At 71.1% G+C, this 15228-nt stretch carries 15 protein-coding genes; 10 read left to right on the top strand and 5 right to left on the bottom strand.

The annotated features are described in order from the left end of the window. Nucleotides 1-5 precede the first annotated feature (5 nt). Both AC07FJ_RS21620 and AC07FJ_RS21615 read right to left on the bottom strand, forming a co-directional pair. Complete coding sequence (locus tag AC07FJ_RS21620) at nucleotides 6-1610, bottom strand: type 1 periplasmic-binding domain-containing protein (protein WP_479050981.1); 1605 nt, start codon at nucleotides 1608-1610, stop codon at nucleotides 6-8. Next, nucleotides 1607-2740, bottom strand: a complete 1134-nt coding sequence (locus AC07FJ_RS21615; protein WP_479050980.1) for a hypothetical protein — start codon at nucleotides 2738-2740, stop codon at nucleotides 1607-1609. Before AC07FJ_RS21615 ends, AC07FJ_RS21620 begins: the two co-directional genes overlap by 4 nt. 617 nt (nucleotides 2741-3357) lie before the next feature. Between AC07FJ_RS21615 and AC07FJ_RS21610 the strand changes: the two genes are divergently transcribed. From AC07FJ_RS21610 to AC07FJ_RS21565, 10 genes are all read left to right on the top strand, one after another. Beyond that, nucleotides 3358-3495, top strand: a complete 138-nt coding sequence (locus AC07FJ_RS21610) for a hypothetical protein (RefSeq protein WP_479050979.1) — start codon at nucleotides 3358-3360, stop codon at nucleotides 3493-3495. A 304-nt stretch (nucleotides 3496-3799) separates the two neighbouring features. Beyond that, a complete protein-coding gene (locus AC07FJ_RS21605; RefSeq protein ID WP_479050978.1) occupies nucleotides 3800-4336 on the top strand; it encodes a hypothetical protein in 537 nt (178 codons plus the stop codon). A 187-nt stretch (nucleotides 4337-4523) separates the two neighbouring features. Further along, nucleotides 4524-6008, top strand: a complete 1485-nt coding sequence (gene pcaDC / locus AC07FJ_RS21600) for a bifunctional 3-oxoadipate enol-lactonase/4-carboxymuconolactone decarboxylase PcaDC (RefSeq protein ID WP_479050977.1) — start codon at nucleotides 4524-4526, stop codon at nucleotides 6006-6008. Nucleotides 6009-6047: 39 nt separating this feature from the next. Beyond that, nucleotides 6048-6680 (top strand): MBL fold metallo-hydrolase, encoded by a 633-nt coding sequence (locus AC07FJ_RS21595; RefSeq protein WP_468288791.1) that lies wholly within the window; start codon nucleotides 6048-6050, stop codon nucleotides 6678-6680. Between the two features lie 67 nt (nucleotides 6681-6747). After that, a complete protein-coding gene (locus AC07FJ_RS21590; protein ID WP_361416174.1) occupies nucleotides 6748-7527 on the top strand; it encodes an exodeoxyribonuclease III in 780 nt (259 codons plus the stop codon). A gap of 102 nt (nucleotides 7528-7629) precedes the next feature. Then, nucleotides 7630-8064 (top strand): DUF6278 family protein, encoded by a 435-nt coding sequence (locus AC07FJ_RS21585; protein WP_479050976.1) that lies wholly within the window; start codon nucleotides 7630-7632, stop codon nucleotides 8062-8064. 133 nt (nucleotides 8065-8197) lie between these two features. Then, a complete protein-coding gene (locus AC07FJ_RS21580) occupies nucleotides 8198-8941 on the top strand; it encodes an amino acid ABC transporter ATP-binding protein (RefSeq protein ID WP_479050975.1) in 744 nt (247 codons plus the stop codon). Between the two features lie 16 nt (nucleotides 8942-8957). Beyond that, complete coding sequence (locus AC07FJ_RS21575; RefSeq protein ID WP_479050974.1) at nucleotides 8958-9872, top strand: glutamate ABC transporter substrate-binding protein; 915 nt, start codon at nucleotides 8958-8960, stop codon at nucleotides 9870-9872. A 13-nt stretch (nucleotides 9873-9885) separates the two neighbouring features. Then, nucleotides 9886-10530 (top strand): amino acid ABC transporter permease, encoded by a 645-nt coding sequence (locus tag AC07FJ_RS21570; protein WP_479050973.1) that lies wholly within the window; start codon nucleotides 9886-9888, stop codon nucleotides 10528-10530. Beyond that, nucleotides 10527-11393, top strand: coding sequence for an amino acid ABC transporter permease (locus AC07FJ_RS21565; RefSeq protein ID WP_479050972.1), 867 nt, complete (start codon nucleotides 10527-10529; stop codon nucleotides 11391-11393). Before AC07FJ_RS21570 ends, AC07FJ_RS21565 begins: the two co-directional genes overlap by 4 nt. A gap of 36 nt (nucleotides 11394-11429) precedes the next feature. On the opposite strand, the gene AC07FJ_RS21560 is transcribed toward AC07FJ_RS21565, so the two are convergent. From AC07FJ_RS21560 to AC07FJ_RS21550, 3 genes are all read right to left on the bottom strand, one after another. After that, nucleotides 11430-13028: a CocE/NonD family hydrolase gene (locus AC07FJ_RS21560; protein ID WP_479050971.1), complete on the bottom strand. Its 1599-nt coding sequence runs from the start codon at nucleotides 13026-13028 to the stop codon at nucleotides 11430-11432. 151 nt (nucleotides 13029-13179) lie between these two features. Beyond that, nucleotides 13180-14385: a L,D-transpeptidase gene (locus AC07FJ_RS21555; protein ID WP_479050970.1), complete on the bottom strand. Its 1206-nt coding sequence runs from the start codon at nucleotides 14383-14385 to the stop codon at nucleotides 13180-13182. Nucleotides 14386-14448: 63 nt separating this feature from the next. Next, the gene (locus AC07FJ_RS21550) at nucleotides 14449-15210 is read right to left on the bottom strand and encodes a hypothetical protein (protein ID WP_479050969.1); all 762 of its coding nucleotides are present in this window, start codon (nucleotides 15208-15210) and stop codon (nucleotides 14449-14451) included. Nucleotides 15211-15228 lie beyond the last annotated feature (18 nt).

Here is a 15228-nt window from a genome sequence, read left to right as displayed (position 1 = left end):
CGCGGCTACGAGCGGGGGATCTGGCAGGCCCCGCTGCCCTCCTGGCCCTTGGGCGGCGGGGCGCCCTTCGGCCAGGCGAGTCCGACGAAGGTCGGCCGCTCACCGCGCACCTCCGGATCGAGCCTGACCACGGCGACGGCCTTGTTGTAGGCGTTGCCCTTGTTGTCGATGCAGATCCAGCCGCTGGCCCCGTCGACCTTGTGCACTCCGCGCAGGGCGTTCCAGTCGGTGCCGATCTCCCGCAGGGTGGGGATGTAGCCGCTCTTGCGGCCCTCCGTGTGCAGCCGGATTCCCGCGATGGCGGTCTTGGCGGAGTCGTGCACGGACACGGTGCGCGAGTCGTAGACGTCGGCGGGCCCGATCGGCCCGACGGGCGGCGGCGCCGCCAGCCGCCGCATCAGCTCGCGGACCACGGCCGGTGAGCCGCCCGTCTCGGGCGGCCGGGGCTTCCTGCTGAGCCAGCCGTCGGGGTGCGAGACGGATGTGTACAGGACGGTCACCTTGCCCTCCCAGCTGCCCCCGTCCCCGCGCAGGCCGCGCAGGGCGTCCCAGTCGAGCTTCCGGTCCGAGTACAGCGTGGACGCGCCGGACCCGCTGACCACCGTGAACGGCTCCGCCTTGCACGGGCGGTTCCGGGCCAGCTCGTTGAGGAACTGCCGCAGATGGGTGGGCCGGCCGGCGAAGTAGACGGTGTTGACCTGCGGCCGCAGCACGCAGATGTCCGTGGCCATCCGCTTGAACTCGCCGGCCAGCGCGCCCTCGGCGTCCGTCCCCTCCGATTCGAAGGGCATCGGCTCGTGCGGTGACTTCCGCAGCTTCCCCTCGTACGCCTGCAGGAGCGACTCGTTGTACGGGTCCGAGGGCCTGGTGTCCTTGACCAGGATGGCGTGTTCGAGGTCCAGGTTCTTGTCGAAGTGCACCAGGGCGTCCGCCTGGTCGCTGTTGGTGGGCGCGATCCGGGCGAACAGGGGATAGCCGGTGAACTCGTCGCCGGTGATGGGACCGCCGACGACCGGGATCTTCTTCTCCTTCGTCAGGTAGGCGATGGCCTCGGCGGTCGGCCGCACGCTGAGGTCGAAGCCGAAGACGGTACGGAGGTTGTGCTTCTTGTCCGCGGCGAGGGCGGCCAGCTGGTCGGCGACCGGCCGCCACTGGTCGCGGTTCTTGCCGGGGTTGGCGAGGACGAGGCGGATCTTGGGCTGTTCGCCGCCGCTCTGCTTCTCGGACGTGGTGGCGCCGTTGGCGAAGTACTGCGCGATGTAGGCGCCCTGCACCTCGTGCAGGATCTGCCGCCTGACCGGTTCATGGTCGGAGGTCATCGGGATCATCAGGGCGATGGTGACGTGAGGCTGGCCGTCGACGCGGTCGTTCTCCTCCTTGATACGCTTCATGACCTCGGCGAGGTCGTCCATGAAGGGCTTGCCGCCGCCGTCGCTGACCCCGATGCACTCGCCCTTGGCGGTGTGCAGGCCCGGGCCGCACGGGTCGGGGTCCTCGGGGCCGTACCGGTCCCACAGGAACCACGCGCCCACCAGCGCGAGGACCACGCCCAAGGCGAGCGCCGCCATGGTCACCGGGCCGTGCCCGGGCTTGACCGGAGTGTCCGTCACCGTCCCTCCCCTGAGGTGCCCGGCCGTGCGCCGGATGCCGTCTCCCGTGCCGTCTCCCGCACCGTCACCCGCAGCAGCCGCCGCTCGCGCACGTCGCCTTCCAGGCGCAGGGTCCAGGTGTTGAGGAGGGCTTCGAGCTCGTCGAGGGGCGCCGCCGTGAGCGGGGCGCCCGCGTCGTCGTCGCTCACCACCAGGACCACGGGATGGGTGGCCGTACGCCGCCCCACGACGCGGCGCAGGGTCCGGTAGGCGGCGAGGTAGGTGTCGAGGACGGCCCGGCCCTGCGCGTTGTGCACCCGCAGGAGCATCAGCGGGGGCTGGTTCCGGTTGAGCCGGCGCAGTAGGCCGTAGTGGGCGTCGATGTCCGCGAGGAAGGCGGCGATGAGGAACTCGTTGCGATTCTCCACGCGGGCCGCCTCCGCCCCGGCCTCCTCCGCGCGGACGTCCTCCGGGTCGTCGGGGCGGGGCGGGCGGGGGCGGAAGAAGTGGAACAGCCGGATGGCGATCGCCTCCCGGTTGGAGAACGCGCCGCCCTTCTGCACCCTCAGGGCCCGCCCCCACCACCGCAGGGCCACCCGGTCGGGCCGCGGCCGCCCGGTCAGGAAGCGCACCAGCGTGGAGAGCATCGCCAGCAGGCTGCCGACCGTGCCGGTCCCCGCCAGGGGCACCTCGAGCTCGCGCAGCAGCTGGTCCCGCTGCGGCGGCTCCTCCTGCCGCCTCCGGCTCAGATCGCGCACCAGGGCGCGGTGCGCGTACTGCAGCCGGTCCAGGCCGAGATCGGCGTGGTCGGCGGCCCAGGTGTGCGCGAGGAGCCCGAGGTGCAGGCGCGGAAAGGCCGGGGCGCGCCGGCCGGCGGGGCCGCCCAGCCCGGACATCCGGGTCGACAGGTACCAGAAGGAGTCCGCGACCCCGTTCTCGACCGGGACCTCGGGCACGTTCACCGGCAGCCGCTCCGCGTACGTGTGGCGCAGGTTCCACAGCAGCTCGTTCTGCTGCGTCCGGTCGAGCCCCACGACCTCGATGACGGGCGGCCCGCCCTTGCGCCGCAGCCTGCTCCCCACGCTCGGCCGGTTCCGCGGCTCCATCAGCAGCCCGGAGACGACGCGGGCGAGGACGCGCTCGTACGTCACCCACTTCCCCCGTCCTCGCGGCCGCCGCACCGAAGCCCATGCGCACCGGCAGCCCCGCGTTGTTGGCGGCCATGTGTATCCGGAGCTCCCCGTACTGGCAAGGGGGAGGGAGCCGGGGCTCCGGTGATTGGCGCGATCTGGTGCCTGTGCCTGTGCCTGTGCCTGTGCCGGGCACAGGGGCGCCTGGGGTGGACTGCCGACTGACCGGGTGGCAGCCAACCGACCTTGACCCAGGAGACAGACCGGAGCTCGTGGCATCCATCACGCGCGGAGGCGCGAACTGGTAGACGGCCGTGGAGAAACGGGCAGGGGAACGGGGGCCCTGCTGGCTGTTCGCTTGGCACACTATGAGGCCGTAGCCTCGCAGAACTTGTTCCCGGGGGTTGGACGGACTGCGTCGGGAGGCGCAGCAGAAAATGGCCTTGTCGACTTTGCCACCGGATGCGTGTGCCCTCTGAAACCCCAGCTCGAGCCGGTGACGCAGAAGGTGTTCCTGGTGTCGCCATCTAGAGTGGAGCCCGGCAAAGCTCCTCGCGAGGGCGTGAGTTCGCTGGAGAATCCGCATGCCGTGCGGGTCCTCCACAGAGCTCATGACCCCTGGAGAGGAGGTGGAGAGAATGCCCGGCTCGGACCATGGCGACGATCGCCAGGCCCACCGGGAATCCCGCCGCATGCTCGGTCCTGTTGGTCAGTTTCTGGCGCTGGTGACGGCGCTGGTGATCGACCTGACGATCAGGCGCTTGTTCGGCGCCTGATACGGGCACGGCCCCGACGGTAGGACGCCGGGGCCGTGATGCTGCGGGTTCTCCCGAGCGGGTTGGCCCTGTCGCTCGTAACGGCGTCGGCGGGGCCTTCCTGTCGCACAAGCCTAATCCCACTCACCGCGATCGTAGACGTCACGGGTCGACCGAGAGTTCGACCTAGGCACAGTCCCTGAAGGGGCGTCGCAGCCCCCGGAAGGGGGGTCTCTCCGGATTCGCCGGACCCGCGACGGACCGGCGGTCTAGCGTACGGGCGTGCCGCGCGGCCTGCCGCGGTCGTGTGAGGAGGAATCGTCCTGTGTCATCGCCCTGTGACCCCGAGAACGCCCCCGCCGGTGATGTGGGTGCGGCGCTCATGATGATCGACTCTCAGCTCAAGGCCGTCTATGCCGGCAGGACCGAGATCGACGCCGAGCAGCGCCGGTTGATCGACCAGTACACCGCGTCCCTGACCCGCGGGGAGTTCCACGACCTGCTGGACGGCGCGTGCACGCTCATCTACATGTACATGAGGTGGCTGCGGATGGCCTACGAGGACCACGGCAAGGACGTCATCGAGTACGTCGTGCCGAGCCTCGTGGCCACCATGCGCAACATGCCCAAGAGCTTCCCTCCCGAGAACATCCCCACCATGGCGGGCCTGGTCATCGCCGCGGGCACCGGCCTGAGCCCCAGCCTCTGGCGCAAGCACCTCGGGGACTGGCCCCAGGAGGAGATGACCTCTCTGGAAGGCACCGCCGTCCTGCTCGCGGAGCACATCAACCGGATCACCGACGACCACGACTTCGCCACCCGGCTGATCACGGGAGCCCTGTCCCGCGCCGACGCGGACTGACGCGCCCTCGGCGGTAACCGGGACCGCCCGGCTCGCTGCCGCGACAGCGGCCTCCGCAGGGCCCGCTTGTACCATGCCAGGCAAACCGGACGCGGAAGGCCCGCGTCCGGCGGCGGGAACACGGGGAGGTCCGGTGGGTGCCCCACCCCCGGCCGTGGGAGATCGTGAGATGTGGGAGCGTTAGCGGGTGAGTACGACGAAGACCGAAACCCTGCAATACCGCTTTGACGGGCCGGAAGACGCTCCTGTCCTCATCATGGGGCCGTCGCTCGGTACCACCTGGCACATGTGGGACCGGCAGATACCCGAGCTCACCCGCCAGTGGAGGGTCCTCCGCTTCGACCTGCCCGGGCACGGCGGTGCCCCCGCCGAACCCGCGTCCGCGGTCTCCGAGCTGACCGACCGGCTCCTCGCCACGCTCGACGGGCTCGGCGTCCACCGCTTCGGGTACGTGGGCTGCTCCATCGGCGGGGCCATCGGCACCGACCTCGCGCTGCGGGCCCCGCACCGGCTCGCCTCGCTCGCGCTGGTCGCCTCCTCGCCCCGGTTCGGCACCGCCGACGAGTTCCGCCGGCGGGGTGTGATCGTCCGCACCAACGGCCTCGACCCGATGGCCCGTACGGCGCCCGAGCGCTGGTTCACGCCCGGCTTCGCCGCCGCGCAGCCCGCCATCGTCGAGTGGGCCGTCCAGATGGTGCGTACGACCGACCCCGGCTGCTACGTCGCCGCCTGCGAGGCGCTCGCCGCCTTCGACGTGCGTGCCGAACTCGGCCGCGTCGGGGTGCCCACGCTCGTGCTGGTCGGCTCGGAGGACACCGTCACCGGCCCCGCCGAGGCCCGGACCCTGGTCGCCGGCATCCCGGACGCCCGCCTCGCGGTGGTGCCCGGCGCGTCGCACCTGGCGCCCGTGGAGCAGCCCGCCGCCGTCACGGACCTGCTGGTACGCCACTTCTCCACCTCGTGGCAGGACACCATGGCCGCCCTCGCGGCGCCGCCCGTGATGCCCGCCATCGCCGCCACGGCCCCGCACGCCGGGCCCCTCGCCCCGCCCGCACCCGCCGTGCCCGCACCCGCCGTGCCCGGCGTCGCAGCACCCGCCCCCGCCGCACCGGCACCCGCCCCGGGTGCGCCCGCCGCCCCGGTCACCCCCGTCGCCGTGCCGCCCGCGGCACCGGCCGCCGCGTCGGCCGGCCCGGTCGTCACCGCGCCCGTCGTCGTACCCCCCGTCGCCCCCGTCGTCACCGCCCCCGCTCCCGCCGCGGCGCCGGAACCGGCACCCGCAGGGCGGCCCGACCCGTACGACGCGGGCATGAAGGTGCGCCGCGAGGTCCTGGGGGACGCGCACGTGGACCGTGCCATGGCCGCCGCCGACGACTTCACCCGCGACTTCCAGGAGCTGATCACCCGCTACGCCTGGGGCGAGGTGTGGACCCGCGAGGGCCTCGACCGCCGCACCCGCAGCGTGGTCACCCTCACGGCCCTGGTCGCGGGCGGCCACCTGGACGAGCTCGCCTTCCACACCAGCGCCGCCCTGCGCAACGGCCTGTCGCCCGCCGAGATCATGGAGGTGCTCCTCCAGACCGCCGTCTACTGCGGCGTCCCGGCGGCCAACTCGGCCTTCAAGGTGGCCCAGCGGGTGATCCGCGAGGAGACGACACCACCCGAGGCGTAACCGTCCGAGGCGTAAGAGGATGCCCTCATGGAGCCGAAGCTGAAGCTGACCAAGAAGTCCCACGCCTGCGTCCGGCTGGAGAAGGACGGGCGGACCCTCGTCATCGACCCGGGCGGGTTCAGCGAGCACGACGCCGCGCTCGGCGCCGACGCGATCCTGGTCACCCACGAGCACCCGGACCACTTCGACGAGGACCGTCTCCGCGCGGCCCTGGAGTCGCACCCCGGCGCCGAGATCTGGACGCTGCGCAGCGTGGCGGAGCAGATCTCGGCGGCCTTCCCCGGCCGGGTCCACACCGTCGGCCACGGTGACACCTTCACCGCGGCCGGCTTCGACGTGCAGGTGCACGGCGAGCTGCACGCCGTGATCCACCCGGACATCCCGAGGATCACCAACATCGGGTTCCTGGTCGAGGACTCCCTCTTCCACCCCGGCGACGCGCTCACCGTGCCCGACCGGCCGGTCGAGACGCTGATGCTCCCCGTCATGGCCCCCTGGAACAAGATCTCCGAGGTCATCGACTACGTCCGCGAGGTCAAGCCGCAGCGCGCCATCGACATCCACGACGCCCTGCTCACCGACCTCGCCCGGCCGATCTACGACCGCCAGATCGGCGCCCTGGGCGGCACGGTCCACGGCCGGCTGACCCCGGGGGACTCCACCGACCTCTGACGGCCGCCGCCGGGTCCACCACCGGCTCCACCGCCGACTGTCGGTGCCCCCGGTTAGGCTTGCCGTCATGCGCATCGCCACCTGGAACGTCAATTCGATCACCGCCCGGCTGCCCCGGCTGCTGGCCTGGCTGGAGAGCAGCGGCACGGACGTGCTGTGCATCCAGGAGACCAAGTGCACCGCCGAGCAGTTCCCCACCGAGGAGCTGCGCGCCCTCGGCTACGAGTCGTCGGTGCACGCGACCGGGCGGTGGAACGGCGTGGCCCTGGTCTCCCGGGTCGGCCTGGAGGACGTCGTCCACGGCCTGCCCGGCGGGCCCGAGTACGAGGGCGTCGCCGAGCCCCGCGCCATCTCCGGCACCTGCGGCCCGGTGCGCGTCTGGTCGGTGTACGTGCCCAACGGCCGCGAGGTGGCCCACGACCACTACGCGTACAAGCTGCGCTGGCTGGAGGCGCTCCAGGCGGCGGTCGCCGAGGACGCGGCGGGCCCGCGCCCCTTCGCGGTGCTCGGCGACTTCAACATCGCGCCGACGGACGACGACGTCTTCGACGCCGCCGCCTTCGAGGGCTCCACGCACGTCACCCCGCCGGAGCGTGCCGCGCTCGCCGGGCTGCGCGAGACCGGGCTCGACGACATCGTGCCGCGCCCGCTCAAGTACGACCACCCGTTCACGTACTGGGACTACCGCCAGCTCTGCTTCCCGAAGAACCGCGGCATGCGCATCGACCTGGTGTACGGCAACAAGCCGTTCGCCGACGCGGTCAAGGACGGCTACGTCGACCGCGAGGAGCGCAAGGGCAAGGGCGCGTCCGACCACGCACCGGTCGTCGTCGACCTCGACGTGTAGCGACGTCCAGTCACGTCTGGCCCGATGCGTAGCGACGCGTGGCCCGACGCGTAGCGCGCGCCCTGTAGTGCCGCCGACCGGTTCGGTGCGACGCTGGTCGGTATGGACATCCCCTTCCTGGACACCTGGCGCAAACGGCGCGGCGATGGGCGCGCCCCCTCCGCCGCGGACGGCGGCGACCCGGACGGCGTGGCGAACATGCTCGCCGAGTGCGCGCTGCTGCGCGCCAGGGTCCAGGAGTTGGGGGTCCGGCTCGACGACACCCCGCGCTCCCTGGAGGCGATCGACCAGCTGCCGCCGCGCTGGCGCGACGACCCGGAGGAGTTGCCCTGGCTCGGCAACGACGCGGGCCTGTACCTCGGTACGGTCATCGTACGGACGGTGCCCGGCGCGTCCTGGTACCTGACGCCGGCCGGCCATCCGGTGGTCACGCTCGCCTCGGGGCGGGAGATCCATGTCGTCGAGGCCGGGCTGGAATGGGCAATGAGCGGTTCGCCCCAGTTGTCCCAGGTGTACGCCGAAGCGGCCGAGGCCTGACAGGGCACCGCTCTGTGTAAATACGGCTTATGAGGCTTACGCCGTCTTTATGCGTGTCGGTGGTGTGAAGTCCCTTTCGCGGCTGGATAGTTTGCGCTGACCTCGACACAGCGAGCAAGGGGCAGGGCAGCGCATGGCCGTCGATCCGTTGATCGAGCTGCGGGACGTCAACAAGTACTACGGGCAGTTGCACGTCCTGCAGGACATCAATCTCACCGTCGGCCGCGGAGAGGTGGTGGTGGTCATCGGCCCGTCCGGCTCGGGCAAGTCGACCCTGTGCCGGACCATCAACCGGCTGGAGCCCATCGAGTCGGGCACCATCACGCTCGACGGGGAGAAGCTCCCCGAGGAGGGCAAGGCGCTGGCCGCGCTGCGCGCCGATGTCGGCATGGTCTTCCAGTCGTTCAACCTCTTCGCGCACAAGACCGTGCTGGAGAACGTCTCCCTCGCCCCGATAAAGGTCCGCCGGCGCGGGAAGGAGGACGCCGACCGCCGCTCCCGCGAACTGCTGGACCGCGTCGGCCTCGCCGCCCACGCCGAGAAGTACCCGGCGCAGCTCTCCGGCGGCCAGCAGCAGCGGGTGGCCATCGCCCGGGCCCTCGCCATGGACCCCAAGGTGATGCTCTTCGACGAGCCGACCTCCGCCCTCGACCCCGAGATGATCAACGAGGTCCTGGAGGTCATGCAGCAGCTCGCGCGCGACGGCATGACCATGGTCGTCGTCACCCACGAGATGGGCTTCGCCCGCTCCGCCGCCAACCGCGTCGTCTTCATGGCCGACGGCCGGATCGTCGAGGACCGCGCTCCTGAGGAGTTCTTCACCGCCCCGAGCAGCGAGCGCGCCAAGGACTTCCTCTCCAAGATCCTCAAGCACTGACAGGGGGTGTACGACGATGACGCGCGCGCGACACGCCCTCGTGGCCCTCGTGCTGGTGGTGCTCGCCACCGCGGCCACCGCCTGCGGCAAGGACGGCAGCCCGCCGGTCAAGGGGCCGCAACCCGATGAACTGCCCGTCTACCGGGTGGCGACCGGCTTCCGGCTGCCCGACTCGCCGACCTGGAACCGCGCCAAGCGCCGCGGCCACCTGGTCGTCGGCGCCAAGGAGGACCAGCCGTACCTGGGGGAGAAGGACCCGGCCACCGGCCGCTACTTCGGCTTCGACATCGAGATCGCCCGGATGACCGCCGCCTCCCTCGGCTTCGACCCGGGCACCATCGAGTTCCGGACCATCGCCTCCGCCAACCGCGAGACCGCCCTCCAGAACGGCCAGGTCGACTACTACGTCGGCACCTACACCATCAACGACAACCGCAAGAAGCTCGTCGGCTTCGCCGGGCCCTACTACATGGCCGGCCAGTCCCTCCTCGTCCGCACCGACGAGGACGACATCAAGGGCCCCCGGGACCTCGCCGGCAAGCGGGTCTGCTCGGCCGCCGGCTCCACCCCCTACCAGCGCATCGCCGCCGAGTACCCCGAGGCCGACCTCGTCGCGTACGACACGTACGCCGTCTGCGTCGACAACCTGCTGACCTTCCAGGTCGACGCGGTCACCACCGACGACACCATCCTGCTCGGCTTCGCCGCCAAGGCCCCCGACGAGCTGAAGGTGGTCGGCAGGCCCTTCTCCCAGGAGCCGTACGGCATCGGCGTCCCGCGCTCCGACAACGCGCTGCGGTTCGCCGTCGACGACGCCCTCGCGGCCAACGAGAGGAACGGCAACTGGAAGAAGGCGTACGACGCCACGCTCGGCCTCTCCGGCGTCCCGGCGCCGAAGCCGCCGGCCATCGACCGCTACCCGGCGAGCTGAGGAGGCAGCAGTCATGGACGTACTGACAGAGAACTGGTCCGTCTACGGTGAGGGGTTCCTCGGCACCGTCGAACTCACCGTCTACTCCTCGCTCCTCGCCCTCGTGCTCGGCTTCGTCATGGCGTCGTTCCGCGTCGCGCCCGTCCGCGCGCTGCGCGCCTTCGGCGCCGCGTGGGTGACGGTCCTGCGCAACACCCCCCTCACCCTCCTCTTCTTCGCCGTCCTCCTCGGCCTGCCGCGCTTCGGGCTGGTCCTTCCCTTCACGCTGTTCGCGGTCATCGCACTCGGCTGCTACACCTCCGCCTTCATCTGCGAGGCGCTGCGCTCCGGCATCAACACCGTGCCGACGGGCCAGGGCGAGGCGGCCCGGAGCCTGGGCATGACCTTCGGCCAGACGCTGGGCAACGTCGTCCTGCCGCAGGCCTTCCGCGCGGTCATCCCGCCCGTCGGCTCCACCCTCATCGCCCTCGCCAAGAACTCCGCGATCGCGGGCGCGTTCAGCGTCACCGAGCTCCTCGGGACGTACCGCACCCTCAACGAGCTGGGCTACAGCATCATCTGGACCTTCGTCTGGATCGCCGTGGGGTACCTGATCGTCACCCTCACCATCAGCGCGCTCTTCAACGTGCTGGAGAAGCGCTGGGGAGTCGCCCGATGACCACCACCGCCCTCTACGACATCCCGGGGCCCAGGGCCCGGCGCCGGCACCTCACCTACGGGCTGGTCGCCACCGCCGCGATCCTCGCCCTCGTCGGCTGGGTCGTCCATCTCCTCTTCGACACCGAGCAGTTCACGTACGCCAAGTGGAACCCGTTCGCGTACGAGGGCATCCAGGAGCTCCTGCTGCGCGGGCTGGGCAACACGCTCAAGGCGTTCGCGCTCGCGGCGGTGCTGTCGCTCGCGCTGGGCGCGGTGCTCGCCCTCGGTCGCCTCTCCGAGCGCCGGGTCTTCCGCTGGGCGGCCACGCTCGTGGTCGAGTTCTTCCGGGCCATGCCCGTCCTGGTGATGATCTTCTTCGTCTTCGTGGCGCTGCGGGTGCACCCGCTGCCCGCGCTCGTCGCCGGACTGACGCTCTACAACGGCTCGGTCCTCGCCGAGGTGTTCCGTACCGGCGTCAACTCCGTGGAGCGCGGGCAGCGGGAGGCCGCGTACTCGCTCGGCATGCGCAAGACGCAGGTGATGACGTACGTCCTGGTGCCGCAGGGCGTGCGCGCCATGCTGCCCGCCATCATCAGCCAGCTGGTGGTCGCCCTGAAGGACACCTCGCTCGGTTTCCTCATCACCTACGAGGAGTTCCTCCACGCGGGCAAGCTGATCGCGTCCAACCTCGACTACGATCTGCCGTTCATCCCCGTGGTGATGGTGATCTCGCCGATCTACATCGGGATGTGCATGCTGCTCTCCTGGTTCGCCACCTGGGTGGCGCGCAAGGAGCGCCGCAGCCCCAAGACCGAGGGAGTGGAGGTCGCACCGCCGTCCGAACCGGGGCCCCTGCTGCCGCGGAGGCCCGCCAAGCCCTAGCCAGGAGGGCCAACCCCGCCCGGCGGCGGCCGGAGATCACTCCTCGCGCAGCGGCACCGACACGTACGACGGGTCGGACGCCGGCGAGGAGAAGGTCAGCCGCGCGCCGGACGGGTTGTGCTCGATGTACAGCGGGTCGACCGTGTCGACGACCAGCGCGAGCCGGTGGCCGGCCGGCACGTCGTACGCCGTGGAGAACAGCTCCAGGTCCACGGCGAACGGCTTGCCGGGCGTCTTGTCGTGGAAGGTGTACGGCGCGTTGCTGACCAGCTTGCCCACGCCGAGCGGGCCCACGTCGTAGAGGTACGCGACGAGGGTGCCGCTCGACGCGGTGCTGGTGACCGTGGTGTGCAGCTTCGCCGTGCCCCGGACGCGCTGGGCGGAGTCGTACCGCTCGGACTGCCACACGCCGGCGAAGGCGCGGGGGAGGAGCGGGATGGAGGCGACCGGGGGGAGCTTGAGGAACTGGTCGAGGGCGTTGGACAGCATGACGATGCCGCCGTTGGCGCCCGAGTCGACGTTCGCGTACACCTTCTGACCGTCCGCCAGGGCGATCTTGCGCTCGGTCGCGCCGACCGACTTCCAGTCGGGGTAGCCCTCGTAGCCGCCCCCCGAGCGGGACTTCAGCTGGACCGGCCGCTCCCGGTCGATGCCGTTGGCCGCGCCCTTGAGGTGGTGGTCGAACCAGCGGTGGGCGTTGGTCCAGGTGTCGTTGGGCAGGCCCAGCAGGCCGGTCGCCTCGGCGGTGGCGTGGTCGCCGGGGCGCAGCTCCAGGCGCTTGGGGCCGGTGAGCTTCTCGTAGAAGGAGGCGTACTGGTTGGGCGGGAAGATGGTGTCGCCCCAGGCGTTGCCGAGCATGATGGCGGTGCCGTTGGCGTTGAGCCGGTCGAGGTACGTGACGGGGGAGCGCTTGGCGCCCCAGGCGATCATCTCGTCCTCGCGGTCCAGGTTGGAGGCGAGGAAGTCCTTGAGCGTCTGCTGCAGTTCGGCGCTGGGGCGGCCGGTGAGGTAGCCGGTGCCGCCGAGCATCGCGGCGGCCTGGAGGTGCTGCGTACGGCCGCTGTAGATCGAGTCGATGAGGTCGGCCCAGCCGCTCATCGCCACCACGGCCTTGACGCGCTTGTCGTGGGCGGCGGCGAGCAGGCTGATGCCCGCGCCGTAGCTGACGCCCGCCATGCCCACGCGCTCGGGATCGGCGGGGGTGTGGGCCAGCGCCCAGTCGATGACCTTGGAAGCGTCGGCGACGTCCGGCGGGCCCGCGACCTCGACGTGTCCGCCGGACTGCCAGAAGCCGCGCGAGTTGTAGGCGACCACCACATAGCCGGCGTCGGCGAGCTTCTTCGCCTGGGCGAGGTACTCGATCTGGGGCATGGACCAGCTGGTCGGCAGCACGATCACGGGGTAGCGGCGGGTGCCGTCGGAGTCCGCGGGCGTGACCACGTTGGCCTTGAGCACGGTGCCGCCGTCACCGGTGATGTCGACGAACCGTATACCGGCGGTCGTCTCGGTGGCCGTCCCGGTGGCGGCGGCGGTGGGCGCGAACCCCAGGGCCGTTCCGGCCACCAGGGCGGCCGAGACGGCGCCGGTCGTCGTGGTGCGCAGGGATGTACGCAGGGCGGTGCGCGGCTTTCCCACGGTTCGTTCCCCCATCGTCGGTCAACGCTTGAAAGGTGAACCGAAGGAAAACACGGCGGGCTTACCCGAAGTAACCCGTCGGTAAGTTACGCACTGGTAACGATTATTGGACGTCGTGTCAACGAGGGCCGCGGCGGGCCCGCCCCGCCGGTCAGCGCAGGGCGCTCTTCGCCTGCCACTCGGCCCAGGAGAGGTTCCACTCTCCGTAGCCGTTGTTCAGCGCCTGGGTGCCCTTCGCGTCGCCGCCCGTGACCTCGAACGGGTCGCCGACCTGCACCTGCTCGTACAGCGACCGGGCGTCGGCGGTCGTCATGCCGAGGCAGCCGGAGCTCTTGTTGGCGTTGCCCATGTAGCGGGCGTTCCACGGCGCGGCGTGCGCGTACATCCCCGACCAGGTCAGCCGCATCGAGTAGTCGACCATCTTGTCGTACGCGTCGCCCAGGCCGACCGTCTCGGAGCGCATGTTGATCGTGCCCTCCTTCGACATCAGCACCGTCTTGCCGCGCCACGACGCCTTCTCGCCGCCCGGTGTGCCGCCCGACATGGGCAGGTCCTTCACCACCTGGCCGTCCCGCAGCAGCTTGAGCCGGTGGGTGTCGAGGTCGGCCTTGACCACCTGGTTCCTGCCGATGGTGAAGGTCGTGGCGTAGTCGCGGACGAACCAGCCGCCGGACCCACCGGTGTCGATGCCGTTCAGCTCCGCGTTCAGGGTGACCTTGGTGCCGGGCTGCCAGTACTGCTTCGGGCGCCAGTCGACCCGGTCCTTGCCCGACCAGTCCTGCATCCAGCCCCACGAGCCGGTGGTGTTGTTCGACGTCGTCACCTTGAGGTGCTTCTCCACCTCGGCCTTGTTCTTCACCGGGTGGTCGAAGACGATCGACAGCGGCTGGCCGATGCCGACCGTGGTGTTCTTGCCCGGGGCCAGCGTCAGCTTGTTCACCTTGCCGGCGGCGGCGGTGGTGAAGCCCGCCGTGGCCGTGCCGCCGTTCGCGTCCCGCGCCTGGACCGTGTAGCCGGTGCCGGGGGCGGCCCTCCGCGCCGACGTCCAGGACTTCCCGTCGGCGGAGAGCGTGCCCGTGAGCGTGGTGCCCTGGGAGTCGGTGACCGTGACCTGCTTCAGGGTGCCCTCGGCGAGCGTCACGCGGACCGGCTCTCCCGCCCGGGCCTTCTCGCCCGAGAGGTTCACGGAGATGCGGGTCTCGGGCTTGGCGCCCTTGCCGCCCCCGTCAGCGGCCTGGGCGGCGCCGGAGCCGCCCGAGCACGCGGTCAGGGCGGCCATGGCAAGACCCGCGGTACCGGCCAGGGCGGTGGTGCGGAAGGGGCGGCGGCGCGGGCGGGTGCGGCGGAGCAGGGTCAACGGGAACCTCCGATGCGATCTTTCGTCCCCGAGTGAGAGGGCGATCGGCGGCGACCGGTTGCGTTAAATCGGAAGATTTCCGCCCGTGCCGGATGTGACGTGTGCCGCGGTGTCGTCGGCGGTCCGCGCCGCCCGCGTCACATCCGCGACCAGCTCCACCACGTCGGGACCGTACGCCTCCGAGTTGACCACCTTCAGCAGGAGCACGAACGAGCCGTCGGCGCCGTACGTGCGGGCCAGCTTCTCGTGGTGGCGCACCAGGTAGCGGGTGGCCGCCTGGTTGGTGATCGCACGCTGCCCGCAGAAGAGGAACACCGGCCTGCGGCCCTCGCCCGCCGTCAGCCGGCCGAGGAGCACGTACTCGCTCACGCCCGGGTCCGCGCGGTAGCGCTCGGAGCCGATGGTGAACATCGCCCGGTCCTCGACGGGCTCGGGAGCCGTGGAGACCGAGAGGCCCGGCAGCAGAGTGCGCAGGTGCGCCTCCATACGGCGGTTCGACCCCGGCCCGCCGACGCAGAACTCGGTGCGCTCGCCGAAGCCCTGCTGCGCCGAGTCGTGCGACACGATCCGCGCGTGGGCGCCGCAGTCCTTGATGAGCGCCGCCAGTTCGAGCAGCGCGAACACGTCGAAGCGCCGAACGGCGCCGTCGGTACCCGCGTCGCGGTTGACGACGAGCAGGCACTCGGCGTTCCCCGGCAGCCCGAAGAAGGTCTGCTTGCGGCGGAGCCCGCGGCGCCACAGGGCCGTGCGGGCCACCCAGCCGAGCCCCGCGCTGACCCCGGTGGCTATCACACCGAGCACGATGTTGAGCACGTCGTCATACATGGGCGCGCATGCTAGCGG

The sequence above is a fragment of the Streptomyces sp. NPDC045998 genome, assembly GCF_056430285.1.
The sequence above is the reverse complement of the archived record's forward strand: the minus strand, read 5'-3'. Positions and strand labels throughout refer to the sequence as shown.

What these genes read in the sequence shown, in the direction of transcription:
- AC07FJ_RS21610 (WP_479050979.1), top strand. Translation starts at nt 3,358, where the DNA reads ATGCCCGGCTCGGACCATGGCGACGATCGCCAGGCCCACCGGGAATCC.
- AC07FJ_RS21590 (WP_361416174.1), top strand. Translation starts at nt 6,748, where the DNA reads ATGCGCATCGCCACCTGGAACGTCAATTCGATCACCGCCCGGCTGCCC.
- AC07FJ_RS21585 (WP_479050976.1), top strand. Translation starts at nt 7,630, where the DNA reads ATGGACATCCCCTTCCTGGACACCTGGCGCAAACGGCGCGGCGATGGG.
- AC07FJ_RS21580 (WP_479050975.1), top strand. Translation starts at nt 8,198, where the DNA reads ATGGCCGTCGATCCGTTGATCGAGCTGCGGGACGTCAACAAGTACTAC.
- AC07FJ_RS21575 (WP_479050974.1), top strand. Translation starts at nt 8,958, where the DNA reads ATGACGCGCGCGCGACACGCCCTCGTGGCCCTCGTGCTGGTGGTGCTC.
- AC07FJ_RS21570 (WP_479050973.1), top strand. Translation starts at nt 9,886, where the DNA reads ATGGACGTACTGACAGAGAACTGGTCCGTCTACGGTGAGGGGTTCCTC.
- AC07FJ_RS21565 (WP_479050972.1), top strand. Translation starts at nt 10,527, where the DNA reads ATGACCACCACCGCCCTCTACGACATCCCGGGGCCCAGGGCCCGGCGC.
- AC07FJ_RS21550 (WP_479050969.1), bottom strand. Translation starts at nt 15,210, where the DNA reads ATGTATGACGACGTGCTCAACATCGTGCTCGGTGTGATAGCCACCGGG.